The organism is Micromonospora sp. DT48, assembly GCF_049844495.1.
In the GTDB taxonomy this organism is placed as follows: Bacteria; Actinomycetota; Actinomycetes; order Mycobacteriales; family Micromonosporaceae; genus Micromonospora.
On sequence record NZ_JBNCLE010000010.1, the window covers coordinates 142,327 to 163,385 of the forward strand.

The 21,059-nt window shown below is 72.8% G+C and carries 19 protein-coding genes; 5 read left to right on the top strand and 14 right to left on the bottom strand.

Annotation, left to right across the window (positions count from 1 at the left end):
• Positions 1–56: 56 nt before the first annotated feature.
• Positions 57–434, top strand: a complete 378-nt coding sequence (locus ACLQ2S_RS14040) for a DUF742 domain-containing protein (RefSeq protein ID WP_155215170.1) — start codon at positions 57–59, stop codon at positions 432–434.
• Between the two features lies 1 nt (position 435).
• Entirely contained in the window at positions 436–1,029 is a 594-nt protein-coding gene (locus ACLQ2S_RS14045) for a GTP-binding protein (RefSeq protein ID WP_155215169.1), read from the top strand.
• A 104-nt stretch (positions 1,030–1,133) separates the two neighbouring features.
• On the opposite strand, the gene ACLQ2S_RS14050 is transcribed toward ACLQ2S_RS14045, so the two are convergent.
• The 3 genes from ACLQ2S_RS14050 to ACLQ2S_RS14060 form a co-directional block, all read right to left on the bottom strand.
• On the bottom strand, positions 1,134–2,351 hold the full coding sequence (locus ACLQ2S_RS14050) for an ABC transporter substrate-binding protein (RefSeq protein ID WP_155215168.1): 1,218 nt from the start codon (positions 2,349–2,351) through the stop codon (positions 1,134–1,136).
• Between the two features lie 172 nt (positions 2,352–2,523).
• Entirely contained in the window at positions 2,524–4,869 is a 2,346-nt protein-coding gene (locus ACLQ2S_RS14055; protein ID WP_425701821.1) for a transposase, read from the bottom strand.
• 40 nt (positions 4,870–4,909) lie between these two features.
• The gene (locus ACLQ2S_RS14060; RefSeq protein WP_425701822.1) at positions 4,910–5,857 is read right to left on the bottom strand and encodes a DNA primase; all 948 of its coding nucleotides are present in this window, start codon (positions 5,855–5,857) and stop codon (positions 4,910–4,912) included.
• A 146-nt stretch (positions 5,858–6,003) separates the two neighbouring features.
• Between ACLQ2S_RS14060 and ACLQ2S_RS14065 the strand changes: the two genes are divergently transcribed.
• On the top strand, positions 6,004–6,342 hold the full coding sequence (locus ACLQ2S_RS14065) for a PadR family transcriptional regulator (protein ID WP_155215167.1): 339 nt from the start codon (positions 6,004–6,006) through the stop codon (positions 6,340–6,342).
• A 3-nt stretch (positions 6,343–6,345) separates the two neighbouring features.
• Here the strand turns inward: ACLQ2S_RS14065 and ACLQ2S_RS14070 are convergent, their stop codons facing one another.
• From ACLQ2S_RS14070 to deoC, 10 genes are all read right to left on the bottom strand, one after another.
• A complete protein-coding gene (locus tag ACLQ2S_RS14070; protein WP_425701823.1) occupies positions 6,346–7,017 on the bottom strand; it encodes a permease prefix domain 1-containing protein in 672 nt (223 codons plus the stop codon).
• A gap of 67 nt (positions 7,018–7,084) precedes the next feature.
• Positions 7,085–8,878, bottom strand: coding sequence for a thiol reductant ABC exporter subunit CydC (gene cydC, locus ACLQ2S_RS14075; protein WP_425701824.1), 1,794 nt, complete (start codon positions 8,876–8,878; stop codon positions 7,085–7,087).
• Positions 8,879–8,929: 51 nt separating this feature from the next.
• Positions 8,930–10,642, bottom strand: coding sequence for a thiol reductant ABC exporter subunit CydD (gene cydD / locus ACLQ2S_RS14080; protein WP_425701825.1), 1,713 nt, complete (start codon positions 10,640–10,642; stop codon positions 8,930–8,932).
• On the bottom strand, positions 10,639–11,646 hold the full coding sequence (gene cydB, locus ACLQ2S_RS14085; protein WP_425701826.1) for a cytochrome d ubiquinol oxidase subunit II: 1,008 nt from the start codon (positions 11,644–11,646) through the stop codon (positions 10,639–10,641). The genes cydD and cydB overlap by 4 nt, the downstream gene beginning before the upstream one ends.
• Positions 11,647–11,656: 10 nt before the next feature.
• Entirely contained in the window at positions 11,657–12,913 is a 1,257-nt protein-coding gene (locus ACLQ2S_RS14090) for a cytochrome ubiquinol oxidase subunit I (RefSeq protein WP_155215163.1), read from the bottom strand.
• A gap of 113 nt (positions 12,914–13,026) precedes the next feature.
• Entirely contained in the window at positions 13,027–13,932 is a 906-nt protein-coding gene (locus ACLQ2S_RS14095) for a M56 family metallopeptidase (RefSeq protein WP_309222704.1), read from the bottom strand.
• Between the two features lie 10 nt (positions 13,933–13,942).
• Complete coding sequence (locus tag ACLQ2S_RS14100) at positions 13,943–14,422, bottom strand: BlaI/MecI/CopY family transcriptional regulator (RefSeq protein WP_309222703.1); 480 nt, start codon at positions 14,420–14,422, stop codon at positions 13,943–13,945.
• A gap of 128 nt (positions 14,423–14,550) precedes the next feature.
• Positions 14,551–15,375 carry an aldehyde dehydrogenase family protein gene (locus tag ACLQ2S_RS14105; RefSeq protein WP_155215162.1) on the bottom strand — a complete coding sequence of 275 codons (825 nt, stop codon included), beginning with the start codon at positions 15,373–15,375 and terminating at the stop codon, positions 14,551–14,553.
• A complete protein-coding gene (locus ACLQ2S_RS14110) occupies positions 15,368–16,798 on the bottom strand; it encodes an aldehyde dehydrogenase family protein (RefSeq protein WP_425701827.1) in 1,431 nt (476 codons plus the stop codon). The genes ACLQ2S_RS14105 and ACLQ2S_RS14110 overlap by 8 nt, the downstream gene beginning before the upstream one ends.
• 5 nt (positions 16,799–16,803) lie before the next feature.
• A complete protein-coding gene (deoC, locus tag ACLQ2S_RS14115) occupies positions 16,804–17,763 on the bottom strand; it encodes a deoxyribose-phosphate aldolase (protein ID WP_155215160.1) in 960 nt (319 codons plus the stop codon).
• Positions 17,764–17,895: 132 nt separating this feature from the next.
• Here deoC and upp point away from each other — a divergent pair, with 132 nt between their 5' ends.
• Positions 17,896–18,528 carry a uracil phosphoribosyltransferase gene (gene upp, locus ACLQ2S_RS14120; protein ID WP_309222702.1) on the top strand — a complete coding sequence of 211 codons (633 nt, stop codon included), beginning with the start codon at positions 17,896–17,898 and terminating at the stop codon, positions 18,526–18,528.
• A 50-nt stretch (positions 18,529–18,578) separates the two neighbouring features.
• Positions 18,579–19,253, top strand: a complete 675-nt coding sequence (locus ACLQ2S_RS14125; protein WP_155215159.1) for a GOLPH3/VPS74 family protein — start codon at positions 18,579–18,581, stop codon at positions 19,251–19,253.
• 94 nt (positions 19,254–19,347) lie between these two features.
• On the opposite strand, the gene ACLQ2S_RS14130 is transcribed toward ACLQ2S_RS14125, so the two are convergent.
• Positions 19,348–21,012, bottom strand: a complete 1,665-nt coding sequence (locus ACLQ2S_RS14130; protein ID WP_155215158.1) for a phospho-sugar mutase — start codon at positions 21,010–21,012, stop codon at positions 19,348–19,350.
• Between the last annotated feature and the right edge of the window lie 47 nt (positions 21,013–21,059).

Sequence of the window (21,059 nt, forward strand, 5' to 3'; positions counted from 1 at the left end):
ACGACGGATAGCGCCGGTGCGAGCCGGTGCCGGGTACGAAGGAGGTGAGCGGCAACATGGCTGATCGTGACGAGCCGACCGGTGCGCTGGTCCGTCCATACGCCGTGACCCGCGGTCGTACCCGTCCTCGCCTCGACATCGCCATTGAGGCGTTGGTCGAGACGACGGTGCGCGGTCGGGCCGCTGCCACTGGCAATGGTGGCCAAGGCCGTGAGCACCAGTACATCGCCGCGCTGTGTGACGGACGCGTGCAGTCGCTCGCGGAGATCGCGGCGCGGATGCAGCTTCCGCTCGGCGTGGCCCGGGTGCTCATCGCCGACATGGCGACGGACGGCCTGGTCGCGGTCCACGAGCCGACCATCCTGGACGACTCGGACGACGCGGTGGGCACTGAATTGCTGGAGAGGGTGCTGAGTGGACTTCGCAGGCTCTGACATGTCGCACCGGCCGCCGGCCCCTAGCGGGCGCGTGACGTCGGCGAAGATCGTTATCGCCGGTGGATTCGGCGTCGGCAAGACGACGCTGGTCGGCTCGGTCTCGGAGATCACGCCGCTGACCACCGAGGCCATCATGACCTCCGCCGGAGTCGGCGTCGACGACACCCGGCAGGTGCCGGGCAAGACGACGACCACGGTGGCCATGGACTTCGGTCGTATCTCGATCGATCGTGACCTGATCCTGTACCTGTTCGGTACGCCGGGTCAGACCCGCTTCTGGTTCATGTGGGATGAGCTGGTGCGGGGCGCGATCGGCGCGGTCGTGCTGGTGGACACCCGCCGGCTGGCCGACTGCTTCGCGGCGATCGACTTCTTCGAGCACCGGCGGCTGCCGTACCTGGTCGCCATCAACTGCTTCGACGGGATGCAGTACCACGACCCGCAGGACGTTCGGGAGGCGCTCGCCATCTCCAGCGACGTGCCGGTGGTGGCCTGCGACGCCCGGAACCGGGAGTCGACGAAGCACGTGCTGATCTCGCTGGTCGAGTACGTGCTCACGATGCGCCGCTCCCGGGCCGTCGCTCCCGCCTGACGATCGCGCACCAACGCCCGGCGACGGTCACCGCCGTCACCGGGCGCTGGTGGGCGACCTGATGTGATGTGTCGACGGTGGGCACCCTCGGGTGCCCACCGTGGTCAGCTGAGGCGGTTCCAGGCGCCGGCGTCGACCCGGTACACCCCGAGAGAGTGGCGGTCCATGCCGCTGTGCCGGATGGGCGTGAAGGAGTACAACCCGGCCAGCCCGTCGGTGACCTGATTCTGCAGGTAGGCCCGGAGCCGTCCACGGTCCACACTGTCGGCCAACCGGGCCGCCGTGCTGATCAGCAGGAGCGCGTCCGAGGCGTACGGAGCGAAGCCACGGTAGGCCCCGTGGGCGCGGATGTACGACGCGACCAGATCGCGGTAGGCACGGCCGGCGGCGCTGCTGTTGGCGATGGTGGAGCCGCCCAGCGACGAGGGGTGGACCGCGTAGGCACCCTCGACCGCGGAGAGGTTGCGGCTGTCCAGCGTCTCGTCGGCCACCGCCCCGGCGTCGAAGAACAGTTCACCGTCGTGTCCGGCGGCCCGCAGCGCCCGTGCGGCGGCACCGGAGGTGGGCGCGGTGGCCCAGACCACCACACCGTCCGAGCGGGCCGCGACGGCCTGTTCAGCGGCGCGGGCGAGGCCGGCATTGCCGGCGGGCAGTCGTACGGTGCGAGCCAGCCCGACCTCTGCGGTGCGCAACGCGCCCCTCATCGCCCGTACGCCCGAGTCGCCGTGCAGTCCCTCCTCGGCCAGCACCGTCACCCGGCGCAGCCCCTCGGCGCTGATCAGTTGGGCGAGCCGCCGGGCCACGTCTCCGGCGTCCGGGGTGACCTTGTAGATGAAGGCCCGCTGGGCCAGGGGCACGGCGATGGAGTCACCGAACGCCAGTGACACGAACGGCAGCCGGAGCTTCTGCGCCACCCCGATGACCGGCATCGAGGTCTCCGCCAGGGTGGCACCGAGCAGGGCGTGCACGTCGTCTCGCTGGCCCAGTTCGGTCGCCTGCTGGGCGGCCAGCCGGGGATCGCTGCGGTTGTCCAGCACCTCCACGCGTACCGTCCGGCGGAGGTTGCCGACCGCCACGCCCTTCTCGTTGAGGGACGCCACGGTGATGGCCAGCGCCCGTTCCTGAAGCACGCCCAGTGCCGCGCCGGGGCCGGTCAGTTCCAGAGTGGCACCGATGACCAGCTCGTGGCCGGGGGTCGGCCGGGTGACGGCGTTCTCCCGGTCTCCGTCGCGCCCGCAGGCGCTCAGGAGGAGCGAGCCCGCCGCAGCGGCCAGTACGCCGCGCCGGGTGATCACGGATGGGCCGGTTGCCGGTGTCGCCATGAGTCGCCTTCCCGCCCGGCGACCTGCCGCCGGATGTTCCGCGGGTATGCTCCCGGCCCTGCCGACCCGGCGTCAAATTATCCGGGTGTGGAAAGAAACACGCAGGTGAAGGGCATGATGGCGGGGGTGGTGGGCGCGCTGCCCGCACCCCCGGCCCGGCGTCGTGCCAGCCTCAGGAGCGGTACCCGGCGGAGCGGTACTCGTACTCCCGATCGTCGTCGCGGTCACCGGTGTCGCGGGTGAAGTCCCAGCCGCCGGCGGATTCCCGGCCGGGACGCCCACCGACCGCGAACCCGCCGATCTCCTGCCCCCGGCGCCAGCCGCGGAAGTAGCCGGTGGTGTTCTCGGCCAGGCTCGCCGCGTCCCGCACGATGCGCAGCGGACGCTCCTCGCGCAGCGGCGAGCCGGGCACCAGGTTGGCCTGCGGTACGCGCTTGGGCAGCCCGGCGTGCGTCTCGGCACCGACCGCCGGACGGGCCGCCTGCTCGGCGGCCTGCCATCCGCTGTCGGCCGTGGTCGACCAGTCCAGGTCGGCCTCTTCGCCGTGCCCCACGAACCAGGCGGAACGGGCCTGCGCGAAGATCAGCAGGTCACCGTCGCCCTCGTCGGAGACCGGTGGCTGCCGGTGCTCGACCGGCGGCGCGGGCGTACGGCGGGCGGGTGGGAGGTCCAGACGTTCGGGTGCCCGGTCGTCGCGTTCCGAGCTGCCGCGGTCGACGAGCCGCAGCGGCGGCGTCTCCGGCTGTGGTTCGGTGCCGTTGCGCAGCGCCCGGTCGGCCAGCGGGGGCGGCTCGACCAGCCGCAGCACGGGCGGCTCCGGCGGGAGATCGTCGGCGAGCCACGGCGGCGTGACCCGGCGTTCGGCAGTGTGGTCGGCTGGCTTCTCGGGGGTGCTGCGCCGATCCCCGTCGTCGTACGAGCCGACGACGGGGTTACGGGGGGAGGTGTCGGCCGGGTCCTCCGGGTTGTTGACCAGCGGCCAGTTCGAGCGGGACCCGGGGGGAGCGGTCTTCTCCTGCTCCGGGCGGGGCGTCGGAACCGGAACGCTGAGATCGGTGGCGCTGAAGCCGCCGGTCGGTGCCGGCGGTTCGCCGTTGGTCTTCGGCCGGGGCGGGATGACGGTCCGTTGACGCTCGGCCCGCGCGCTGTTGATCGCAGCGGTGGTCAGGGTGGGCCGGAACGGTTCGCCGGCCTCGGCGGGCGGGATGTTCCCGCGCTGCGCCGGTGCGATCGGGGTGATGCCGGGCGGCGGCGGGGGCGGCGAGGAGATCGGCCGGTTGGCCGGACCGTCCCCACGGGAGGGTGACTCGGCGCGGGACGGCAGCGCGGGTGGGCCGGCAACGGCGGCCGGGGTCACCGGTGCGGGCGCGACCGGTGGCGGAGCGACAGGTGCGGGTGCCACCGGCGGCGGCCCGAGCGGACGCGGGGAGGGCGGTTGGCCACTGCCCGGCACCGGCTCCGGCCGGCTCCGGCGGCCACCGGTCGGCTCGGGCCCGTTGGGGCGCACCGACCGTAGCCCGGAGGGGTTGCCGGGGGTGTTGGTGGACAGCTCGCCGACCTGCTCGCCGCGTCGCATCGCGGCACGGCGACCGGATGCCGCCGTCGGCCCGGCGGTGCGGGCACGCAACGCGCCGACGAGCGCCTCGCAGCCCGCGTCGCAGGCCCGCACCGAGGCGACCGCCTGCCGGATGGTCTCCGCGGCGGCGGAGGTGAGGGCCCGGTTGACCGTGGCCCGGCGGGGGGTCTCGGAGATGGCCACCCGCAGCGCGGTGACCGCCTCGTCGATCGCCTCGGCGTCCCCGGCGCCTTCGGCGGTGAGCTGCGCGGTGACGGCATCGGCGGTGACCGCGATGTCGCGGTTACGACCGGCCGCGTCGGTGAGCATGCCCGGCTCGGGAAGCGCGTCCAGCACGGCCAGCGGAATCGTGTCGGCGGGGTCGGGGTAGGCGCGCAACGCGGCCGGGTAGAGCTCCCGGAGCACCTCGCGCAGCGCGACGGCGGCGGAGTGCCGACCGTTGGCCATCGCGGCGTGCGCGGCGAGGATCTGCTTGTACCCGGCGAGGTCACGGGGGGCCGGCAGGGTCACCGCGGACAGTGCCCCGGCCTGGAGTGCGCGGGCGAGACCGATGGCCCGCCGCACAGCCGGTGGCGACTGCATCTCCTCCAGCGAGTCGTCGTCGGCGAACCGCTCGGCGAAGTCGTCGACGGAGTCGTCGTCGGCGATCGCCAGTGGACGGCCGGCGGCGCTGAGCAGAGACGCGATGGTGTGATCGTCACTGTCGGCGGCGATCGCCGCACCGCTCGGCCCGCCTGAGCGTTCCACGAGCAGCGTGACCAGCCGGGCGTAGCCCGTCGGGTCGTCGCCGATCTCGCAGACATGCAGCAGACGGCCTGCGTCGTCGACCACAGCGGACGTCAGCGCCGATCCGGTCGAGACCGGTCGGTCGGCCGGGTCCGCCGAGGTCAGACCGCAGTACACGCGCACGAGCGCCACGGCGTCGTCCTCCTCCCGGGACACAGGGCTTTCTCTGCCAGAGACTGATGCTCCCTGGTGCGGGTCAGTCGCGCCAGTCCACGACCGCAGAGATCTTCCCGACAATGGTCCGCCAACCCAGACTTGCGGTTTGTGCCCCGATTTTCTTCAGCCTACGCCGTCCCATGAAGCCGCCGATGCCGCCACCGATCGACGCGCGCAGCGCCTCGTCCAGGTCGTCGAGGCTGGAGCCGGCGGAGAGCATGTGCAACACCGCAGGCAACCGCAGGGCGTACGACAGGTCGCGGGCCACCTCGCCGGCCTCGATGAGCAGCTTCGGATCCCAGGTGTCGTGCCCGCCGCGGAGGTTCTCCACGACGAGGTCCAGCTCGTAGACGTCATCGTCCAGCGGCACGATGTCGGCTGGTTCCACCCGTTCGGACAGTTCATTCCAGCTGTCCAGCTGAGACAGGTCGTTGGGGGCGCCGGAACGGATGAAGGTCACCAGCGACTCGGGCGTCTTGAACAGCAGCAGCCGGCCCCGGTGGGTCAGGAAGATCGGCACTTCCTCGTCGCCCGCCTCGTCGTCGGCGGCCTCGTCGGCGTCGTCCTTGGCGGTCTCGTCGTCCTCGGTGGCGTCGTCGCCGCGCTGCGCCCGCTTTTCCTCGTCCTCGCTCTCGGCGAACTCCCGGGCGACGTCCTCGTCGAGGATGACGACGTCACCCTCGTCGTCGTCCTCGACCGGGTCGACCTGCCGCCGGGCGAGGAAGGGGTCGTCGGCGTCGCGTTCGGCCACGTCGGTCGGAGTCAGTTCCCGGGCCGGCCGGTACGCCCGCAGGGTGAAGCCGGTGCCGGAGGGCAGGGCGATCTCCACCGGGTCGATCCGCAGCTCGTCCCAGAGCGCGCGGTTCGCGGTCTGCGCCGCGTCGTCGGCGGCGTCGGCCGGCTCGGTGACGTCCGGCTCGCTGGTGCCGGTCGTGTCATCGAGCTCGGGCTCGTCGGCATCCGGCCGTTGGGGCGACTGGCGGGCCACGGTGACCTCCGTGTGCGTCGGGCTACCACCCCCCGGCGCTGGTGCCGGTGAGTGACTCTGGGCACATACCCTAGTTGGCTGCGCTGGGTAACCGCTGGCCGCACCCCGGTGGCCCGTCACGCGGATAACAAGTAGCGTGTCTACGCATGAACGCCCAGGCGCTGCACGGACACCTCGACGCCCTGCTCCTGGCGGTGCTGGAGCGGGGAGCCCTGCACGGCTACGCCATCATCGAGGCGCTGCGGGCACGCAGTGACGGTCGTCTCGATCTGCCCACCGGCACCGTGTACCCGGCACTGCGACGTCTGGAGCGAGCGGGTCACGTGGTCAGCGCGTGGAGCACCGTCAACGGGCGGGAGCGGAGGACCTACGAGTTGACCGACGTCGGTCGGCGGGCGCTGGCCGACCAGCGGTCGGGGTGGCGCGAGTTCAGTTCGACCGTCGGCCGCTTCCTCGACCCGGGCACCACACCCGCCCCGCTCTGAGCGTCAGCGGGTGGCCAGCAGCCAGGTGCGGGCGGCGCTGCCCAGCCAGATGTGGGCGGCGGTGGCGACGGCCAGTCCGAGGAGCATCGGTGGCCAGGTCAGGGCCGCGTCCCACAGCAGAAGCGACCAGGCGAACAGCCCGGCCCCGGCGACCGCGCCCAGCACGGCGGTCCCGGTGAGCGCGACACCGGTGCCGCGCGCCAGGGCGGTCAGAGCCGGACGCGCCGAGCGGGCCGTCGCCGTGACCAGCGCCAACCCGGCCAGCCCGAGCAGGAACGCCCCGGCCCAGATCCACTCCAACGACTGCGCCAGCAGCAGGTAACCGGAGGGTGGGGGCGGGCCGCTGCTCCAACTCGCCCCGTGCCAGGTCAGGTCACCGGCGATCGAGGCGGTCGCGGCGAACGCGACCACCCGCAGGGACAGCCCGCGCAGCGCGGCCACCGCGAGTTCGGCCTGGTAGGCGGGGGCCAGCTGATCCGGCGTACCGAAATCGACCACCGCCTGCCGCGACGCCTCACCCGCCGACAGGCCGCTGTCCCGGTACGCCTCGACGGCATCGAGCAGCCCGTGTCGAGCCTCGGTCACCAGGTCGGCCCGGAGCCGACGCGGTCCACGAAGCCGGACGGCGAGCTGCCGCAGGTGCTCCTCGACCAACACGTCGTCCCTGACCGGCATGTCCCCAACCCTGCCATGCCGGCGGAGAGCCCGGCTTCGGGGATATCCCGGAGACGGCCCCGACAGGTCAGCTCGACACGGCCAGGTAACCGTGCTCGGCGGCCTGCTGCAACACCCACTGATCGCGGTACCAGCCGGGTGTCGCCACGAGGTCCACGTGCCGACCCCGCTGCACGACCCGGCCGGCGTCCAGCACCACGATCTCGTCGAGCGTGGCGAGCCCGCTGAGCCGGTGGGTGATCACCAACACCGAGTGCTGCCCGGGAGTCGCCGTCAACGCGCTGGCCAGCACCTGATCGGCGGCGAGCGGATCGAGGCCCTCGGTGGGCTCGTCGAGCACCAGCACGCCGGGCGCGGCGAGCAGGGCACGGGCCAGGGCGAGTCGCTGCCGTTGGCCACCGGAGAGCTGCCCGCCCTCCTCGCCGACCACCGTGTCCCAGCCGTCCGGCTGGGCCCGGACCCAGTCCGCCAACCCGGCGGCGGTGGCGGCGGCGAACAGCGCGTCCTCGTCCGCCTCCGGTCGGCCGAGCAGCATGTTCTCCCGAACGGTGGCGTGGAAGACGTACGCCTCGGCGAGCAGCCCGCCGACGAGGTGGGGCAGTTCCTCGGGCGGGTACGCCGACACGTCCCGCCCGTCCAGGGTGACCCGACCGGCGGTGGGCGTCACCGCACCGGTCAGCACGGCGGCCAGGGTGCTCTTGCCCGCGCCGCTCGGGCCGACGACGGCGACCCGGCGTCCGGGTGGCAGGTCGAGGTCGAATCCGTCGAGCGCCGCGGGAGCACCGCTGCGGTACCGGACGGTCACCGCCTCGAACCGGACCATCGGAGCCGGAGCGGTGTGCTGCGGCCCGACGGACGTCTCGGCGGTCGTGGGTGGGACGGCCTCGGCGGCCGGTAGCCCGGTCTGGGGGCCGGTGTCGTCGGCGGTCAGGAGTTGGGCGACGCGCGCCAGGCCGGACCGCAGCCCGGTCCACTGGCGGGCAGCGCCGACCAGCGCGAGGGCGATCTCCACGGCGGCCAGGGTGCCGACTGCCAGGACACCCACCAGCACCCCGTCGACTCCGGCGTTGAGGGCCACGAAGACCACCGTGCCGGCGGTGAGCCCGGCGACCAGCACCCCGACCGCGTCGACGGCGAAGCCGAGCGCCGCGAGCCGTCGCTCCAGCCGAGCCAACCGGCGGGCCCGTCGGTCGGCCGCCGCCAGCGCCTGTGCGGTCGCGCCGAAGGCGGCCAGGTCGGCCGCACCATGGGTCAGGTCGATCGCGTCGGTGGCGAGCGCACCGCGCAGTGGAGCCACCTCGGCAGCGGCCCGTCGGGTCAGCGCGGTCGCCAGCGCCGGCAGGGCCACGGCGGCGACCAGCAGCCCGGCGGCGAGGGCGAGGGCGGCCGGCAGCGAGACCAGCGCGGTCAGCCCGACGGCCAGTACGCTCACCAGCCCGGCGGCGGTCGCCGGCACGACCACCCGCAGCAGCAGGTCCTGCACCGCGTCCACGTCCGAGACCAACCGGCTCAGCGCGTCCCCGCTGCGCGGCGGGTCACCGCGTCGGGCCGCCAGGGTGCCGAAGACCCGGGCTCGGACATCGGTGACCAGGCGCAGCACCGCGTCGTGCCCGGCCAGGCGTTCGGTGTAGCGCAGGACGCCCCGGCCCACCGCCAACGCCCGTACCGCCACGATCGCGACGGTGAGCCGATCCAGCGGGGGTTGCCCGGCGGCGGTCATCAGCAGCCAGGTCGCGGTCGCCATCAGGGCCAGCCCGGCGAACTCGGTGGCCGAGGCGAGCAGCCCGGCGCCGATCAGGCGCGTCAGGTACGGCCGGGCCAGCCGCAACACGGTCAGCTCGGGTGGGCGTACGCCGCTCATCGCCGCACCTCGCGCCGCTCGGGGTCACGACGAGGCACCACCGCACCTCGCTCACTCATTGGCGCTCCCGACGGGTGCCGGAGTCAGTTCGGTGACCCGCCCGTCCTCGACCCGCAGGATGCGGTCGACGTCGGTGAGCAGTGCGGGTCGGTGGGCCACCAGGAGTGCGGTACGGCCGGCGACCAGCTGCCGGGTGGCGGACAGCACCGCTGCCTCGGCGGCGGTGTCGAGCCGCGCGGTCGGCTCGTCGAGCAGGACCACCGGCGCGTCCCGCAGGAATGCCCGCGCCAGCGCCACCCGTTGCCGTTGCCCGCTGGACAGGCCGTGCCCCCGCTCGCCGAGCGTGGTCTCCAGACCGTCGGGCAGGGCGGCGACCACCTCGTCCAGCGCGGCGGCACGGATCGCGGCGGCGAGGGCGGCAGGGGTGGCATCGGGAGCGCCGAGCCGGATGTTGTCGGCCAGCGACGCGGCGAACAGGTGGGCCCGCTGCGGCACCCAGGCCACCTCCCGCCGCCAGGCGTCCAGGTCGGCGTCGGCCAGGTCGACCCCGCCGACGGTGACCCGACCCTCGGTCGGGCTGACGAAGCCGAGAAGCACGTTGAGCAGCGTGCTCTTACCGGTGCCGCTCGGTCCGATGATCGCGATGCGCTCGCCGGGGCGGATGGTCAGTGACACGTCGCGCAGCGCGACGGTGCGCTCGTAGGCGACGGTCACCGACTCGAAACGGATCTCGGCGCGTCCGTCCGGTCGCGGGCCCGCCTCGCCCGCGACGCCCTGCGAGGCGAGGTCCGCCGCCGCGCCCGTCGACGGCGGGGGCGCCGAACCGGAGAGGGTGAGCGCCTCGTCCAACGCGGTGAGCCCTTCCATGCTGGCGTGGAAGCGGCTGCCGGCCGCCCGCAACGGCAGGTACGCCTCCGGGGTCAGCAGCAGCACCAGCAGCGCGGTCTGCAACGCCAACCCGCCGTCGAGCAACCGGATGCCGACCGGGACGGCGACCAGGGCCACCGAGAGGGTGGCGACGAGTTCCAGCACCAGCGCGGAGAGGAAGGCGATCCGCAGCGTCTTCATGGTGGCGGTCCGGTGGCCGTCGGCCATCCGTCGTACCGCGTCGGTCTGCGCCCGCGCCCGGCCGAACGCCCGCAGCGTGGGCAGACCGGCGACCATGTCCAGGAAGTGCCCGCCGAGGAGGGACAGCCGCCGCCACTGACGGTCGGTGGCTGCCTGGGCCTGCCAACCGAGCAGCGCCCCGAAGATCGGGATGAGGGGCAGCGTCAACGCGATGATCACCGCCGAGCTCCAGTCGGCGAGGAAGATCCGGCCGAGCACCGCCACCGGCACGGTGACGCTGAGCACGAGCTGCGGCAGGTATCCGGTGAAGTAGGCGTCGAGCGCGTCCAGGCCCCGACCCGCGAGGGTGGCCAGCTGCCCGGCCCGCTGACCGGCGACCCAGCCGGGCCCGTGCCGGGCGACCGCGCCCAGCAGCTCGCTCCGCAGGGCCGCCTTGACCGTGGCGGCCGCCCGCGCGGACACCGCGCCCTGGGCCCAGAGCACCAGCGCGCGGGCCGCGACGGCGATCAGCAGACCGGCCAGCGCGGCTCGGTCCAGCCGCCCGGTGAAGGCCGTGGCCAGCAGCGCGGCCAGCGCGGTGGCCTGCGCCACGACCAGGCCGGCGGCGAGCACGCCGAGCAGCGTGAGCAGGACGAGGTCACGGCGGGCAGCGGGAACCCGACGCAGCAGCCGCGGGTCGAAGGGGCGGCGGTTCACCAGTACACCGGTGCCCTGCCGTCGATCCGTCCCCGAAAAATCCACCAGCACATTGCCTGGAAGCCTAGTAGGGCCGGCAGCAGCGGCACCGCCAGCCAACCCAGCAGGCGTAGCGTCGGCGCGCTGGCAGCCGCGTCGGTCACGGTCAGTGACGCGTGCGGTTCCACCGTCGACACCAGCACGTACGGCCAGAGGGTCGCCCCGACCAGCAGCACCGGCAGGGCCAGGGCCGCCGAGGTGGCCGCGAAAGCCACACCGGGCCGGCGTCGCCCGAGCGCCACCCACGCCGTGAGCAGGGCCACCACCAGCAACACCGCCAGCAGTACGCCGACCATCGGGCGCTGCGCGGCAGCGCGTACCCGGTCGGAGAAGACACCGACGAGCACGGCCGCGCCGACCGCGACCAGCGCGGTGCGGAGCAGGCGGCGGGCCAGTGGCCGGAGCCGATCGCCCTCGACGGCGGGCAGCCGGAGCGTGAGGAAAGTCGCACCGTGCGCCACGGTCAGCGCCAGGACGGCCAGCCCGGCGGCGGCGGCGAACGGAGTGAACAGGTGCGTCACTCCGGCGACGTGTCCGTCGGCGTGCAGCGGCACGCCCTGAAGCAACCCGGCGAGCACCACCCCCCAGCCGAGTGCGGCGAGCAGGCTGCCGACGACGATCACCCGGTCCCATGTGGTGCGGGCCCGCATGCTCTCCGGACGGCTGCGCAACTGCACCCCGGCGGTCACCAGGATCACCCCGGCGAGCGCGGTGAGCACCGCCGGGTAGCTGCCGGCGAGCAGTTCCCCCTCCAGCACGGGGAACGCGCCGAACAGGATGCCGGCGGACGCCACCAGCCACACCTCGTTGCCGAGGAAGAACGGCCCGACCGCGTTGAGGGCGGCACGTCGGCGTGACGCGTCGGCGCGCCGGGCGAGCAGCAGGCCGACGCCGTAGTCGTAGCCGCCGAGCACCAGGTAGCCGGCGAAGAAGAGACCGAGCAGGGCATACCAGGCGAGTTCCATCTCCGGCTCCTCAGGCGAAAGCGGGTTCGGGGCGGGCGTCGTCGGCGGGCGGCTGGGCCGGTGGGCGGCCGAGAGCGGGGTCGGCGGCGCCCCGGGCGGCGTGCCGGGCGAGCAGCACCCAGTTGGTGACGGCGAGCGTGCCGAGCAGCAGGGTGAAGCCGATCAGCGAGGTGCCCATCAACCAGGGGCTGATCGGCGAGACCGCCTGGTCCACCGGCAGCAACCCGTACGCCACCCAGGGCTGGCGGCCGACCTCGCGGGCGATCCAGCCGAGGATCAGCGCCACGAACGGCAGGGGCAGGGCGAGCATCAGCAGCCAGAGCGGGAACCGGAGGCGGATGATCCAGTCCCGCCAGAGCAGTGGGACGAACAGCCAGAGCAGGCCGAGGGCGAACCCGATGAGGATCATGAAGCCGAGCCCGAAGCTGGACAGCACGGGAGGCAGGTAGTCGCCCGGACCGAAGCGGGCGGTCCACTCGGCGACCAACTCCTCGGCATGCGGGCTGGTGGCGCCGAACTTGGTCGGCTGCGCGCCGCCCACCGGGGCGAACTGGGCGAAGCCGAACCCCTGCACGAGGGTGATCGCCAGTGCGGCGGTGACCACACCGATCCGCAGCGAGCTGCGGAACAGCGCGAAATCGGGGGTACGGCGGTGCAGGTGCCAGGCGCTGATCGCCGCCACCAGCAGGCCACCGGTGAGCAGGGCGGCCGACACCACGTGCCCGAGCGCCGTCCACAGGGTCGGATTGGTCAGCAGCGCGGAGAAGTCGGTCAGGTGGGCGACGCCGTCGCGTACCTCGTAGCCGACCGGGTTCTGCAGCCAGGAGTTGGCCACCATGATCCAGAACGCCGAGGCGTACGCGGTGATCGCGACCCCGTAGAGCAGGGCGAGGTGAACACCGCGACGCAGCCGGTGCCAACCGAAGATCCACATGCCGAGGAAGGTCGACTCCAGGAAGAAGGCGACCAGCGTCTCGATCGCCAGCGGGGCGCCGAAGACGTTCCCGACGTAGCGCGACAACCCGCTCCAGTTGAGCCCGAACTGGAACTCCATCACGATGCCCGTCGCGATGCCGAGCACGTAGTTGATCACGTAGAGCTGGCCCCAGAAGCGGGTCATCCGCTCCCAGCGGTGGTTTCCGGTGACCACCCAGGCGGTCTGCATCCCGACGAGCAGCGTGACCAGGCCGAGCGTGACGGCCACGAAGAGGAAGTGGACCGAGGCGGTCGTGGCGAACTGCAGGCGAGCGAGGAGCAGGGTGTCCATGGCGGCCTCTCCCGAGACGGTGATCAATTCAGATAGGGAGACTACACGTAGAGACGCTACATATAGGTCCGGGAAGTGGCTGGAGCGGCAGGATCAGGGTCAGTTCAGGGTTGTCAGCTGAGGAACAGCAGGATCGGCAGCGCGGCGACGTGCACGGTCACGGTCAGGGCGACGGCACCGAGCAGGCGCGGTGGGCGCTCGGCGACCAGCAACCGCTGCACCCGTACGTCCAGGTCCCGGTCGCCGATGCCGAGCGTGCCGGCCGGGGTGATCTGGTGCCCGGCGGCGGCGAACCGGCGCAACGCACCGGCCAGCGGAGCTTCCGCGTGCACCTGCCGGGCCTTGTCGTCGGCGCGCATCTCGACCAGCAGAGACACCCGCTCGTGTGCCTCGCGGACCCAACGGAACCACGGCAGCGCTCGGCGGAGCGCGGTGAACGGCAGCAGCACCAGGTCGTGCCGCTCCTGCGCGTGCGCCCGCTCGTGGGTCAGCACCGCCTCCAGTTCCGCCCGGTCCAGCAGGCTGAGGGTGCCGGCAGTGACCACCACCCGGGGCTTCACCCCCGGCAGGCAGTACGCGGCCGTGCCCGGGTGGTCGAGCACCAGCGCGCCGGGCACGGTCGGATCCCGTCGGGCGACCAGGGTGAGCAGGTCCCGGTGTCGGCGCTGGGCGCGTACCGCGCCGTGGACGCTGCGTACCGTCGTGGTCAGCAGCACCGCCCCGATGCCGAAACCGACGCCGACCAGCCCGAGGTGCACGGGGCCGAGGTCGGCGGGCAGGACGCCGTGCCGGAGATCGTCCGCCAGCGCGAGCAGGGCCCGGCCGGTGCCCTGCTGGTACGGGCCGAGACCCAACGCGATCGGGATGCCGATCGCGGAGAGACCGGCCCCCAGGCCGATCGCCTGCCAGCAGACGATCGCCACCCGAGGGCTGCGCCATGTCCAGGTGGAACGGGCCAGCACCTGGGCGATCAGCCAGCACGCCACCATCGAGCCGGCGAAGTGCAGGGAGTACGCCACGATGCCGTCCCTACCGCTCCACGGCCTCGTCGGCCCGGCCGGCACGCGATGCCCGGTCGGTCGGCGGGGACTCGACCCGGTCGGTGAGCCCACCACCGGGGCCCTCCGTCGGCCCGGACGGTGCCATCCCGGCCTCCGCCGAGAGTGCGGCACGCAGCACGTCGGCCTCGGTGCCGGTGACCGAGCGGGCGAACCGGACCAGCGCCGCGTCCCGACTGCCGCCCAGGTCGAGCGCGTCGAGCATGAGTTGGGCGATGTACGCCTCGCGGCTGGCCGAGGCGCGGTAACGCCACGCTCGGCCCTCCCGTCGGCGCTGCACCATGTCCTTACCGGCCAGCCGGTCCAGCACGGTCATCACCGTCGTGTACGCCAACTCCCGCCCGTCCAGGGCGTCGGCCACCTCGCGCACGGTGATCCCATCCGACGTGGCGGGAACGGAGTCCCACAGCACGTCCATCACCGCACGCTCAAGATCCCCCAGCCGAGTCACCCCTGAATCCTACCCCCCGTAGTAGAACCACCCCCAACCCGGCTGAGGCAGCAACATCGGCGATGTTGCTGCCTCGACACCCACTCGACCCAGCAACTTCCGAGAAGTTGTCCGGATCTTGCGGGGGGTCAGGCGCCCTTGGGGTGCCAGACGGTCTTCGTCTCCAGCAGGGCGGTCATGCGGGTCAGGCCGGGGTCGGCCGACCAGTCGTGATCCGTCGGCACCGGGCGGAGCACCCGCTTGAGGTTCTCCGCCGCCTTGACCTCGAGGTCGGCGGCGACCTCCGGGTCGGTCACCCCGGTCAGGTCGATGGCATTGACGTCCATGTGGGCGGCCAGCGTCGGCACGGTCTCCGACAGGCGACCGGTGAGGATGTTGACCACCCCGCCCGGCAGGTCCGAGGTGGCCAGCACCTCGGCCAGGGTCACCGCGGCCAAGGGTGCCGACGGAGAGGCGGCCACCACCACCGTGTTGCCGGTGACGATCGCCGGCGCGATCACGCTGACCAGCCCGAGCAGCGCCGGTGTCTCGGGGGCCACCACCGCCACCACGCCCGTCGGCTCGGGCGACGACAGGTTGAAGTACGGCCCGGCGACCGGGTTCGCGCCGCCGTACACCTGGGGGAGCTTGTCCGACCAGCCCGCGTACCAGACCCAGCGGTCGGTCGCCGCGTCCACCTCGTCGGCCGGTACGCCGAGCCCGACGAACTGCTCGCGTCGGCCTTCCAACATCTCCGCGACCCGGTAGAGGATCTGCCCACGGTTGTACGCGGTGGCCCCGGCCCAGCCCTTCACGGCCGCCCGGGCGGCCACCACGGCGTCCCGCGCGTCCTTGCGCGAGGCCAGCGACACGTTGGAGTCCTGCACGAGATACGACCGTCCCGACTCGCTGCGCGGGAACTTCCCGCCGATGAAGAGTTTGTACGTCTTGCGTACCGCGACGCGCTCAGACATTGAGGTACGCCTCCAGCCCGTGCCGGCCGCCCTCGCGACCGTAGCCCGACTCCTTGTAGCCGCCGAACGGCGAGGTCGGGTCGAACTTGTTGAACGTGTTGGCCCAGACCACACCGGCGCGCAGCCGGTCGGCCATCCACAGGATCCGGGAACCCTTCTCGGTCCAGATCCCGGCGGACAGCCCGTACGGCGTGTTGTTGGCCTTCTCCACCGCCTCGGCCGGGGTGCGGAAGGTCAGCACGGACAGCACCGGGCCGAAGATCTCCTCGCGGGCGATCCGGTGCGCCTGGGTGACCCCGGTGAAGATGGTCGGCGCGAACCAGAAGCCACGGTCGGGCAGTTCGCACGGCGGCGACCAGCGCTCGGCGCCCTCGGCCGACCCGGCGTCGGACAGCTCCTTGATCCGGGCCAGCTGGGCCGCCGAGTTGATCGCACCGATGTCGGTGTTCTTGTCCAGCGGGTCACCGACCCGCAGCTGGGCCATCCGCCGCTTGAGGGACTCCAGCACCCGGTCGGCGACGGACTCCTGGATCAGCAGTCGGGAACCGGCGCAGCAGACGTGCCCCTGGTTGAAGAAGATGCCGTTGACGATGCCCTCGACCGCCTGGTCGACCGGGGCGTCGTCGAACACGATGTTGGCGGCCTTGCCGCCGAGTTCCAGGGTGAGCTTCTTGCGGCTGCCGGCGACCGCTCGGGCGATGGCCCGGCCGACGTCGGTCGAGCCGGTGAAGGCGACCTTGTCCACGCCGTCGTGCTCGACCAGCGCCCGGCCGGTCTCACCGGCCCCGGTGACGATGTTGACCACACCGGCCGGCAGGTCGGCCTGCTGGCAGATCTCGGCGAAGAGCAGCGCGGTCAGCGGCGTGGTCTCGGCCGGCTTCAACACCACCGTGTTGCCGGCGGCCAGCGCCGGGGCGATCTTCCAGGCCAGCATCAGCAGCGGGAAGTTCCACGGGATGACCTGACCGGCGACGCCGATCGGCTTCGGGTCGGGGCCGAACCCCGCGTGCGGCAGCTTGTCGGCCCAACCGGCGTAGTAGAAGAAGTGCGCGGCGACCAGCGGCAGGTCGACGTCGCGGGACTCCTTGATCGGCTTGCCGTTGTCGAGGGACTCCAGCACGGCGAGTTCGCGCGAGCGTTCCTGGATGATCCGGGCGATGCGGAACAGGTACTTGGCCCGGTCCCGGTCCGGCATCGGACCCCAGACCTTCTCGTACGCCCGGCGGGCCGCCCGGACGGCGCGGTCCACGTCCTGCGCGCCACCCTCGGCGACCTCGGCCAGCACCTCCTCGGAGGCCGGGTTGATCGACTTGAAACCGGCCCCGTCGGCCGGGTCGACGAACTTCCCGTCGATGAAGAGCCCGTACGAGGGCTTGAGGTCTACCACCGAGCGCGACTCGGGGGCGGGTGCGTATTCGAACATCGCGGTCAGTCCAGGGTGAAGTAGTCGGGGCCGGCGTACACGCCGGTCGTCAGCTTGGTGCGCTGCATGAGCAGGTCGTTCAGCAGGCTGGACGCGCCGAAGCGGAACCAGTCCGGGTGCAGCCAGTCCGGGCCGACGACCTCGTTGACCATGACCAGGTACTTGATCGCGTCCTTGGTGGTTCGGATGCCGCCGGCCGGCTTCACGCCGACCTGCCGCCCGGTGGCGGCCCGGAAGTCGCGTACCGCCTCCAACATCACCAGGGTCACCGGCAACGTGGCGGCGACCGGGACCTTGCCGGTGGAGGTCTTGATGAAGTCGCCGCCCGCGAGCATCGCCAACCAGGAGGCACGGCGGACGTTGTCGTAGGTGGCCAGCTCGCCGGTCTCCAGGATCACCTTGAGGTGCGCGTCCCCGCAGGCCTGCTTGGTGGCGACGATCTCGTCGTACACCTCCGAGTAGCGGCCGGCCAGGAAGGCGCCCCGGTTGATGACCATGTCGATCTCGTCGGCTCCCGCCTCGACGGCGGCGCGGGTGTCGGCGAGTTTGATCTCCAGCGGCGCCTGGCCCGACGGGAACGACGTGGCCACGCTGGCCAGGTGCACGGCGCTGCCACGCAACACGTCGGCCACGTGGGGGACCATCGAGGGGTAGACGCAGACCGCGCCGACGTGCGGGCAGGACGGGTCGGCCGGGTCGGGCCGCAGTGCCTTGGCGGCGAGCGCCCGCACCTTGCCCGGCGTGTCCGCGCCTTCCAACGTCGTCAGGTCGACCATGCTGATGGCGAGGTCGATCGCCTGGGCCTTGGCGGTGGTCTTGATGGATCGGGTGCCGAGTTGGGCTGCCCGCTGCTCCGCGCCGACCTGGTCCACGCCCGGTAGGCCGTGCAGGAAGGTCCGCAGAGCGGTTTCGGATCGTCCCAGCTCGGAGAGGTCCGAGCGGGCCGACGTCGCTGTCGCCGTCATGCCTGGAAGTCTACGCAGGTTCACGCCGCGTGATCTTGGTCACCGCAGGCTCGGGTGCTCAGGGGTGAACGACATCGCTGGTCGCGCCGGGGTCGGCAAGCTGCCACCCGGAGGCAGGTAGGTTGACCGATCGTGGACGTACTCGTCATTGACCACCCGCTCGCCCAGTCCAGGCTGACCGCCATGCGGGACGAACGCACCGATTCCTCCTCGTTCCGGGCCGCGCTGCACGAACTCACCACCATGCTGGTGTACGAGGCGGCGCGCTCCTTCCCAGTGGAGACGTACCCGGTGCAGACGCCGGTGACCGCCACCGACGGCACCCGGCTGGCCAACCCGCCGCTGCTGGTGCCGGTGCTGCGGGCGGGCCTCGGCATGGCCGACGCCGCGCTGGGGCTGCTGCCCGAGTCCTCGATGGGCTTCGTCGGGCTCGCCCGCGACGAGGAGACATTCGAGCCGCGCGCCTACATGGAGTCGCTGCCCCGGGACCTCTCCGGCCTGCCGGTGCTGGTCCTCGACCCGATGCTGGCTACCGGTGGCTCGCTGGAGCACTGCTGTCGGCTGCTCGCCGAGCGCGGCTGCACCGACATCACCGTGCTCTGCGTGCTCGCCGCACCGGCCGGCATCGAGCGGCTGGAGCGTTCCGGGCTGCCGCTGCGCCTGGTCACCGCCGCCATCGACGACGGCCTCAACGACAGCATGTTCATCGTGCCGGGCCTCGGTGACGCCGGTGACCGGCAGTTCGGCGGCATGCCCCGCTTCTGAGCGCGGTTTGTGCTGCGGGTGGTGGTGTCCAGCGGCTAGCGTCTCGGGCCATGACTGGTGTTCCGCTCGCCGAGGAACTACTCCTGCTCGCGTACGACGACGAGACCGGTAAGGCGACCCTGCCGCGGATCAGTCTCGACCTGGGGATGGCCGCCGCCGTCCTGATCGAGTTGGCCCTGGCGGGTCGGATCGCGTACGTCGACGGGGCCCTGCGGGCGGTGGATCCGACGCCGACCGGGGAGCCGGTCGTCGACGCGGTGCTGGCGAAGATCGCGGCGGACCCGCCACACAGCCCCTCGTCCTGGGTGCAGCGACTACGCCACGGCCTCCGCGACAGGATCCTCGGCGACCTCTGCGAGCAGGGTGTCGTCCGTGACGTCGACGAGACGGAGTTGGGCTTCATCCACGTGCACCGGTACCCGGTGGTGGACCCGTCGGTGGAGGAGGAGACCCGGCAGCGGCTCGCCGTGGCGCTCACCGGTGCCCCTCCGGACGAGCGCACCGCCGCTCTCGCGACCCTGGTCGCCGTGCTCCGGATGGAGTCGGCGCTCGGCGTCACCGGCGAGGACGCCGACGCCGCCCGCGACCGGCTGGAGGAGATCGCCAGCGGGGCCGGCTTCTCCGGCCAGGTCAGCCTGGACGACTCGGTGGTCCGTCCCTCGGTCGCCCTGGTGGTGGCCGCGCTGGGCCGCGCCGTCGAACACGCCCTGGGCCCCCGCCCCTGATCCACCCGCACCTCTGCTCCCGCCCCGTTGATCGGCTGGGCGGTGTTAGTAGGGGGCCCTTCCTATACCGCAGGCGTTAACAAGGTGCCCTTCCTTACATGCCGAGGGCGGCGGCGGTTTCGGTGCGGAGCGCCGAAACCGCCGCCGCCGCGCGGGTGCGGGCCGCGACGATGTCACCGTCGGCGACCGGCTCCACCACTTCGAGGTACGCCTTGAGCTTCGGTTCAGTGCCGGACGGCCGGATCACCACCCGTGCCGTCTCGGTACGCAGGATCACCACGTCCGCCTCGGGCAGCAGGTCCTGTGCCTCGGTGACCGGCTGACCGAGCAGGCTGCCCGGGGTGGCCGCGCGGATCCGGGCCATCGCGTCGGCGATCAGGCGCAGGTCGTCGACGCGTACCGAGAGCTGGTCGGTGTGGTGCACGCCGAACTCGGCGGCCAGCTCGTCCAGCCGGTCGGTGAGCGTGCGGCCCGCTGCCCTGAGGCCGGCGGCCAGCTCGGCCACGGTCAGCGCGGCGGTGATGCCGTCCTTGTCGCGTACGTGGTCCGGGGCGACGCAGTAGCCGAGCGCCTCCTCGTAGCCGAACACCAGCGGCGTGGATCCGTCCCCGGCCCGCACGATCCACTTGAACCCGGTGAGCGTCTCCCCGTACGGCAGGCCACGCGCGGCGCACATCGCCCGCAGCAGTGACGAGGAGACGATGGTGGTGGCGTAGAGGCCACGCACGCCGCGCCGCATCAGGTGGTCGGCGAGCAGCACACCCACCTCGTCCCCGCGCAGCATCCGCCAACCCGGACCGTCCTGCACCGCGACGGCACAGCGGTCGGCGTCGGGGTCGTTGGCGATGGCCAGGCCCGCTCCGGTGCGTTCGGCGAGCGCGACCAGCCGGTCCACCGCGCCCGGCTCCTCCGGGTTGGGGAAGCTGACCGTCGGGAAGTCCGGATCCGGTTCGGCCTGGTCGGGTACCACGCCGGGCACCGGAAAACCGGCGGCGGCGAAGGCGGCGGTCAGCACCGTCGCCCCGACGCCGTGCAGCGGGGTGTACGCCACGGTCAGGTCCCGGGGGCCACCCGGTGCCACCACTTCCTTCGCCCGGGTCACGTACGCGGCGACCAGATCGTCACCGAGCACCTGGCCGGCGGGGCCGAGCGGGACCTGCGCCAGCGGGCCGACCGCGCGGATGGCGGCCTCGATACCGGCGTCGGCCGGCGGCACGATCTGCGCCCCGGCGCCCAGCTCTCCGCCCAGCTCGGCACCGAGGTAGACCTTGTAGCCGTTGTCCTGCGGCGGGTTGTGACTGGCGGTCACCATCACCCCGGCCACGGCCGACAGGTGTCGCACCGCGTAGGCCAACACCGGGGTGGGCAGCGGGCGGGGCAGCAGCAGGGCAGGGCGTCCCGCCCCGGTGGCCACCTGGGCGGTGCGTTCGGCGAACTCGCGGGAGCCGCGCCGGGCGTCGTACCCGATCACCAGCGGGCCGGTGCCACCCTGGGCGGCGAGCCACGCGATCAGCCCGGCGGCGGCCTGGGTGACCACCGCGAGGTTCATGCCGTTGGGGCCGGCACGCAGCGGCCCGCGCAGCCCGGCGGTGCCGAAGGTCAGCGGCCCGGCGAACCGGTCCGCCAGCTCCGCCGCGCTCTCCGGCAGCCGGTCGAGCACCGCCCGCAGCTCCGCCCGGCTGGCCGGGTCAGGGTCGTCGGCGAGCCAGCGTTCGGCCCGCTCGCGGATGGTGTCAAGGTCAGTGTGCTCCGCCGCCATGCCTCTTGATAGCACGGCGGCGGATCACCACGGGCGTGCGCCCCGAC

Bases quoted from the DNA above. Each gene is read 5' to 3' on its own strand.
- ACLQ2S_RS14040 (WP_155215170.1), top strand. From the start codon at position 57: ATGGCTGATCGTGACGAGCCGACCGGTGCGCTGGTCCGTCCATACGCC.
- ACLQ2S_RS14045 (WP_155215169.1), top strand. From the start codon at position 436: ATGTCGCACCGGCCGCCGGCCCCTAGCGGGCGCGTGACGTCGGCGAAG.
- ACLQ2S_RS14050 (WP_155215168.1), bottom strand. From the start codon at position 2,351: ATGGCGACACCGGCAACCGGCCCATCCGTGATCACCCGGCGCGGCGTA.
- ACLQ2S_RS14065 (WP_155215167.1), top strand. From the start codon at position 6,004: ATGAACGCCCAGGCGCTGCACGGACACCTCGACGCCCTGCTCCTGGCG.
- ACLQ2S_RS14070 (WP_425701823.1), bottom strand. From the start codon at position 7,017: ATGCCGGTCAGGGACGACGTGTTGGTCGAGGAGCACCTGCGGCAGCTC.
- cydC (WP_425701824.1), bottom strand. From the start codon at position 8,878: ATGAGCGGCGTACGCCCACCCGAGCTGACCGTGTTGCGGCTGGCCCGG.
- cydB (WP_425701826.1), bottom strand. From the start codon at position 11,646: ATGGAACTCGCCTGGTATGCCCTGCTCGGTCTCTTCTTCGCCGGCTAC.
- ACLQ2S_RS14090 (WP_155215163.1), bottom strand. From the start codon at position 12,913: ATGGACACCCTGCTCCTCGCTCGCCTGCAGTTCGCCACGACCGCCTCG.
- ACLQ2S_RS14105 (WP_155215162.1), bottom strand. From the start codon at position 15,375: ATGTCTGAGCGCGTCGCGGTACGCAAGACGTACAAACTCTTCATCGGC.
- ACLQ2S_RS14110 (WP_425701827.1), bottom strand. From the start codon at position 16,798: ATGTTCGAATACGCACCCGCCCCCGAGTCGCGCTCGGTGGTAGACCTC.
- deoC (WP_155215160.1), bottom strand. From the start codon at position 17,763: ATGACGGCGACAGCGACGTCGGCCCGCTCGGACCTCTCCGAGCTGGGA.
- ACLQ2S_RS14125 (WP_155215159.1), top strand. From the start codon at position 18,579: ATGACTGGTGTTCCGCTCGCCGAGGAACTACTCCTGCTCGCGTACGAC.
- ACLQ2S_RS14130 (WP_155215158.1), bottom strand. From the start codon at position 21,012: ATGGCGGCGGAGCACACTGACCTTGACACCATCCGCGAGCGGGCCGAA.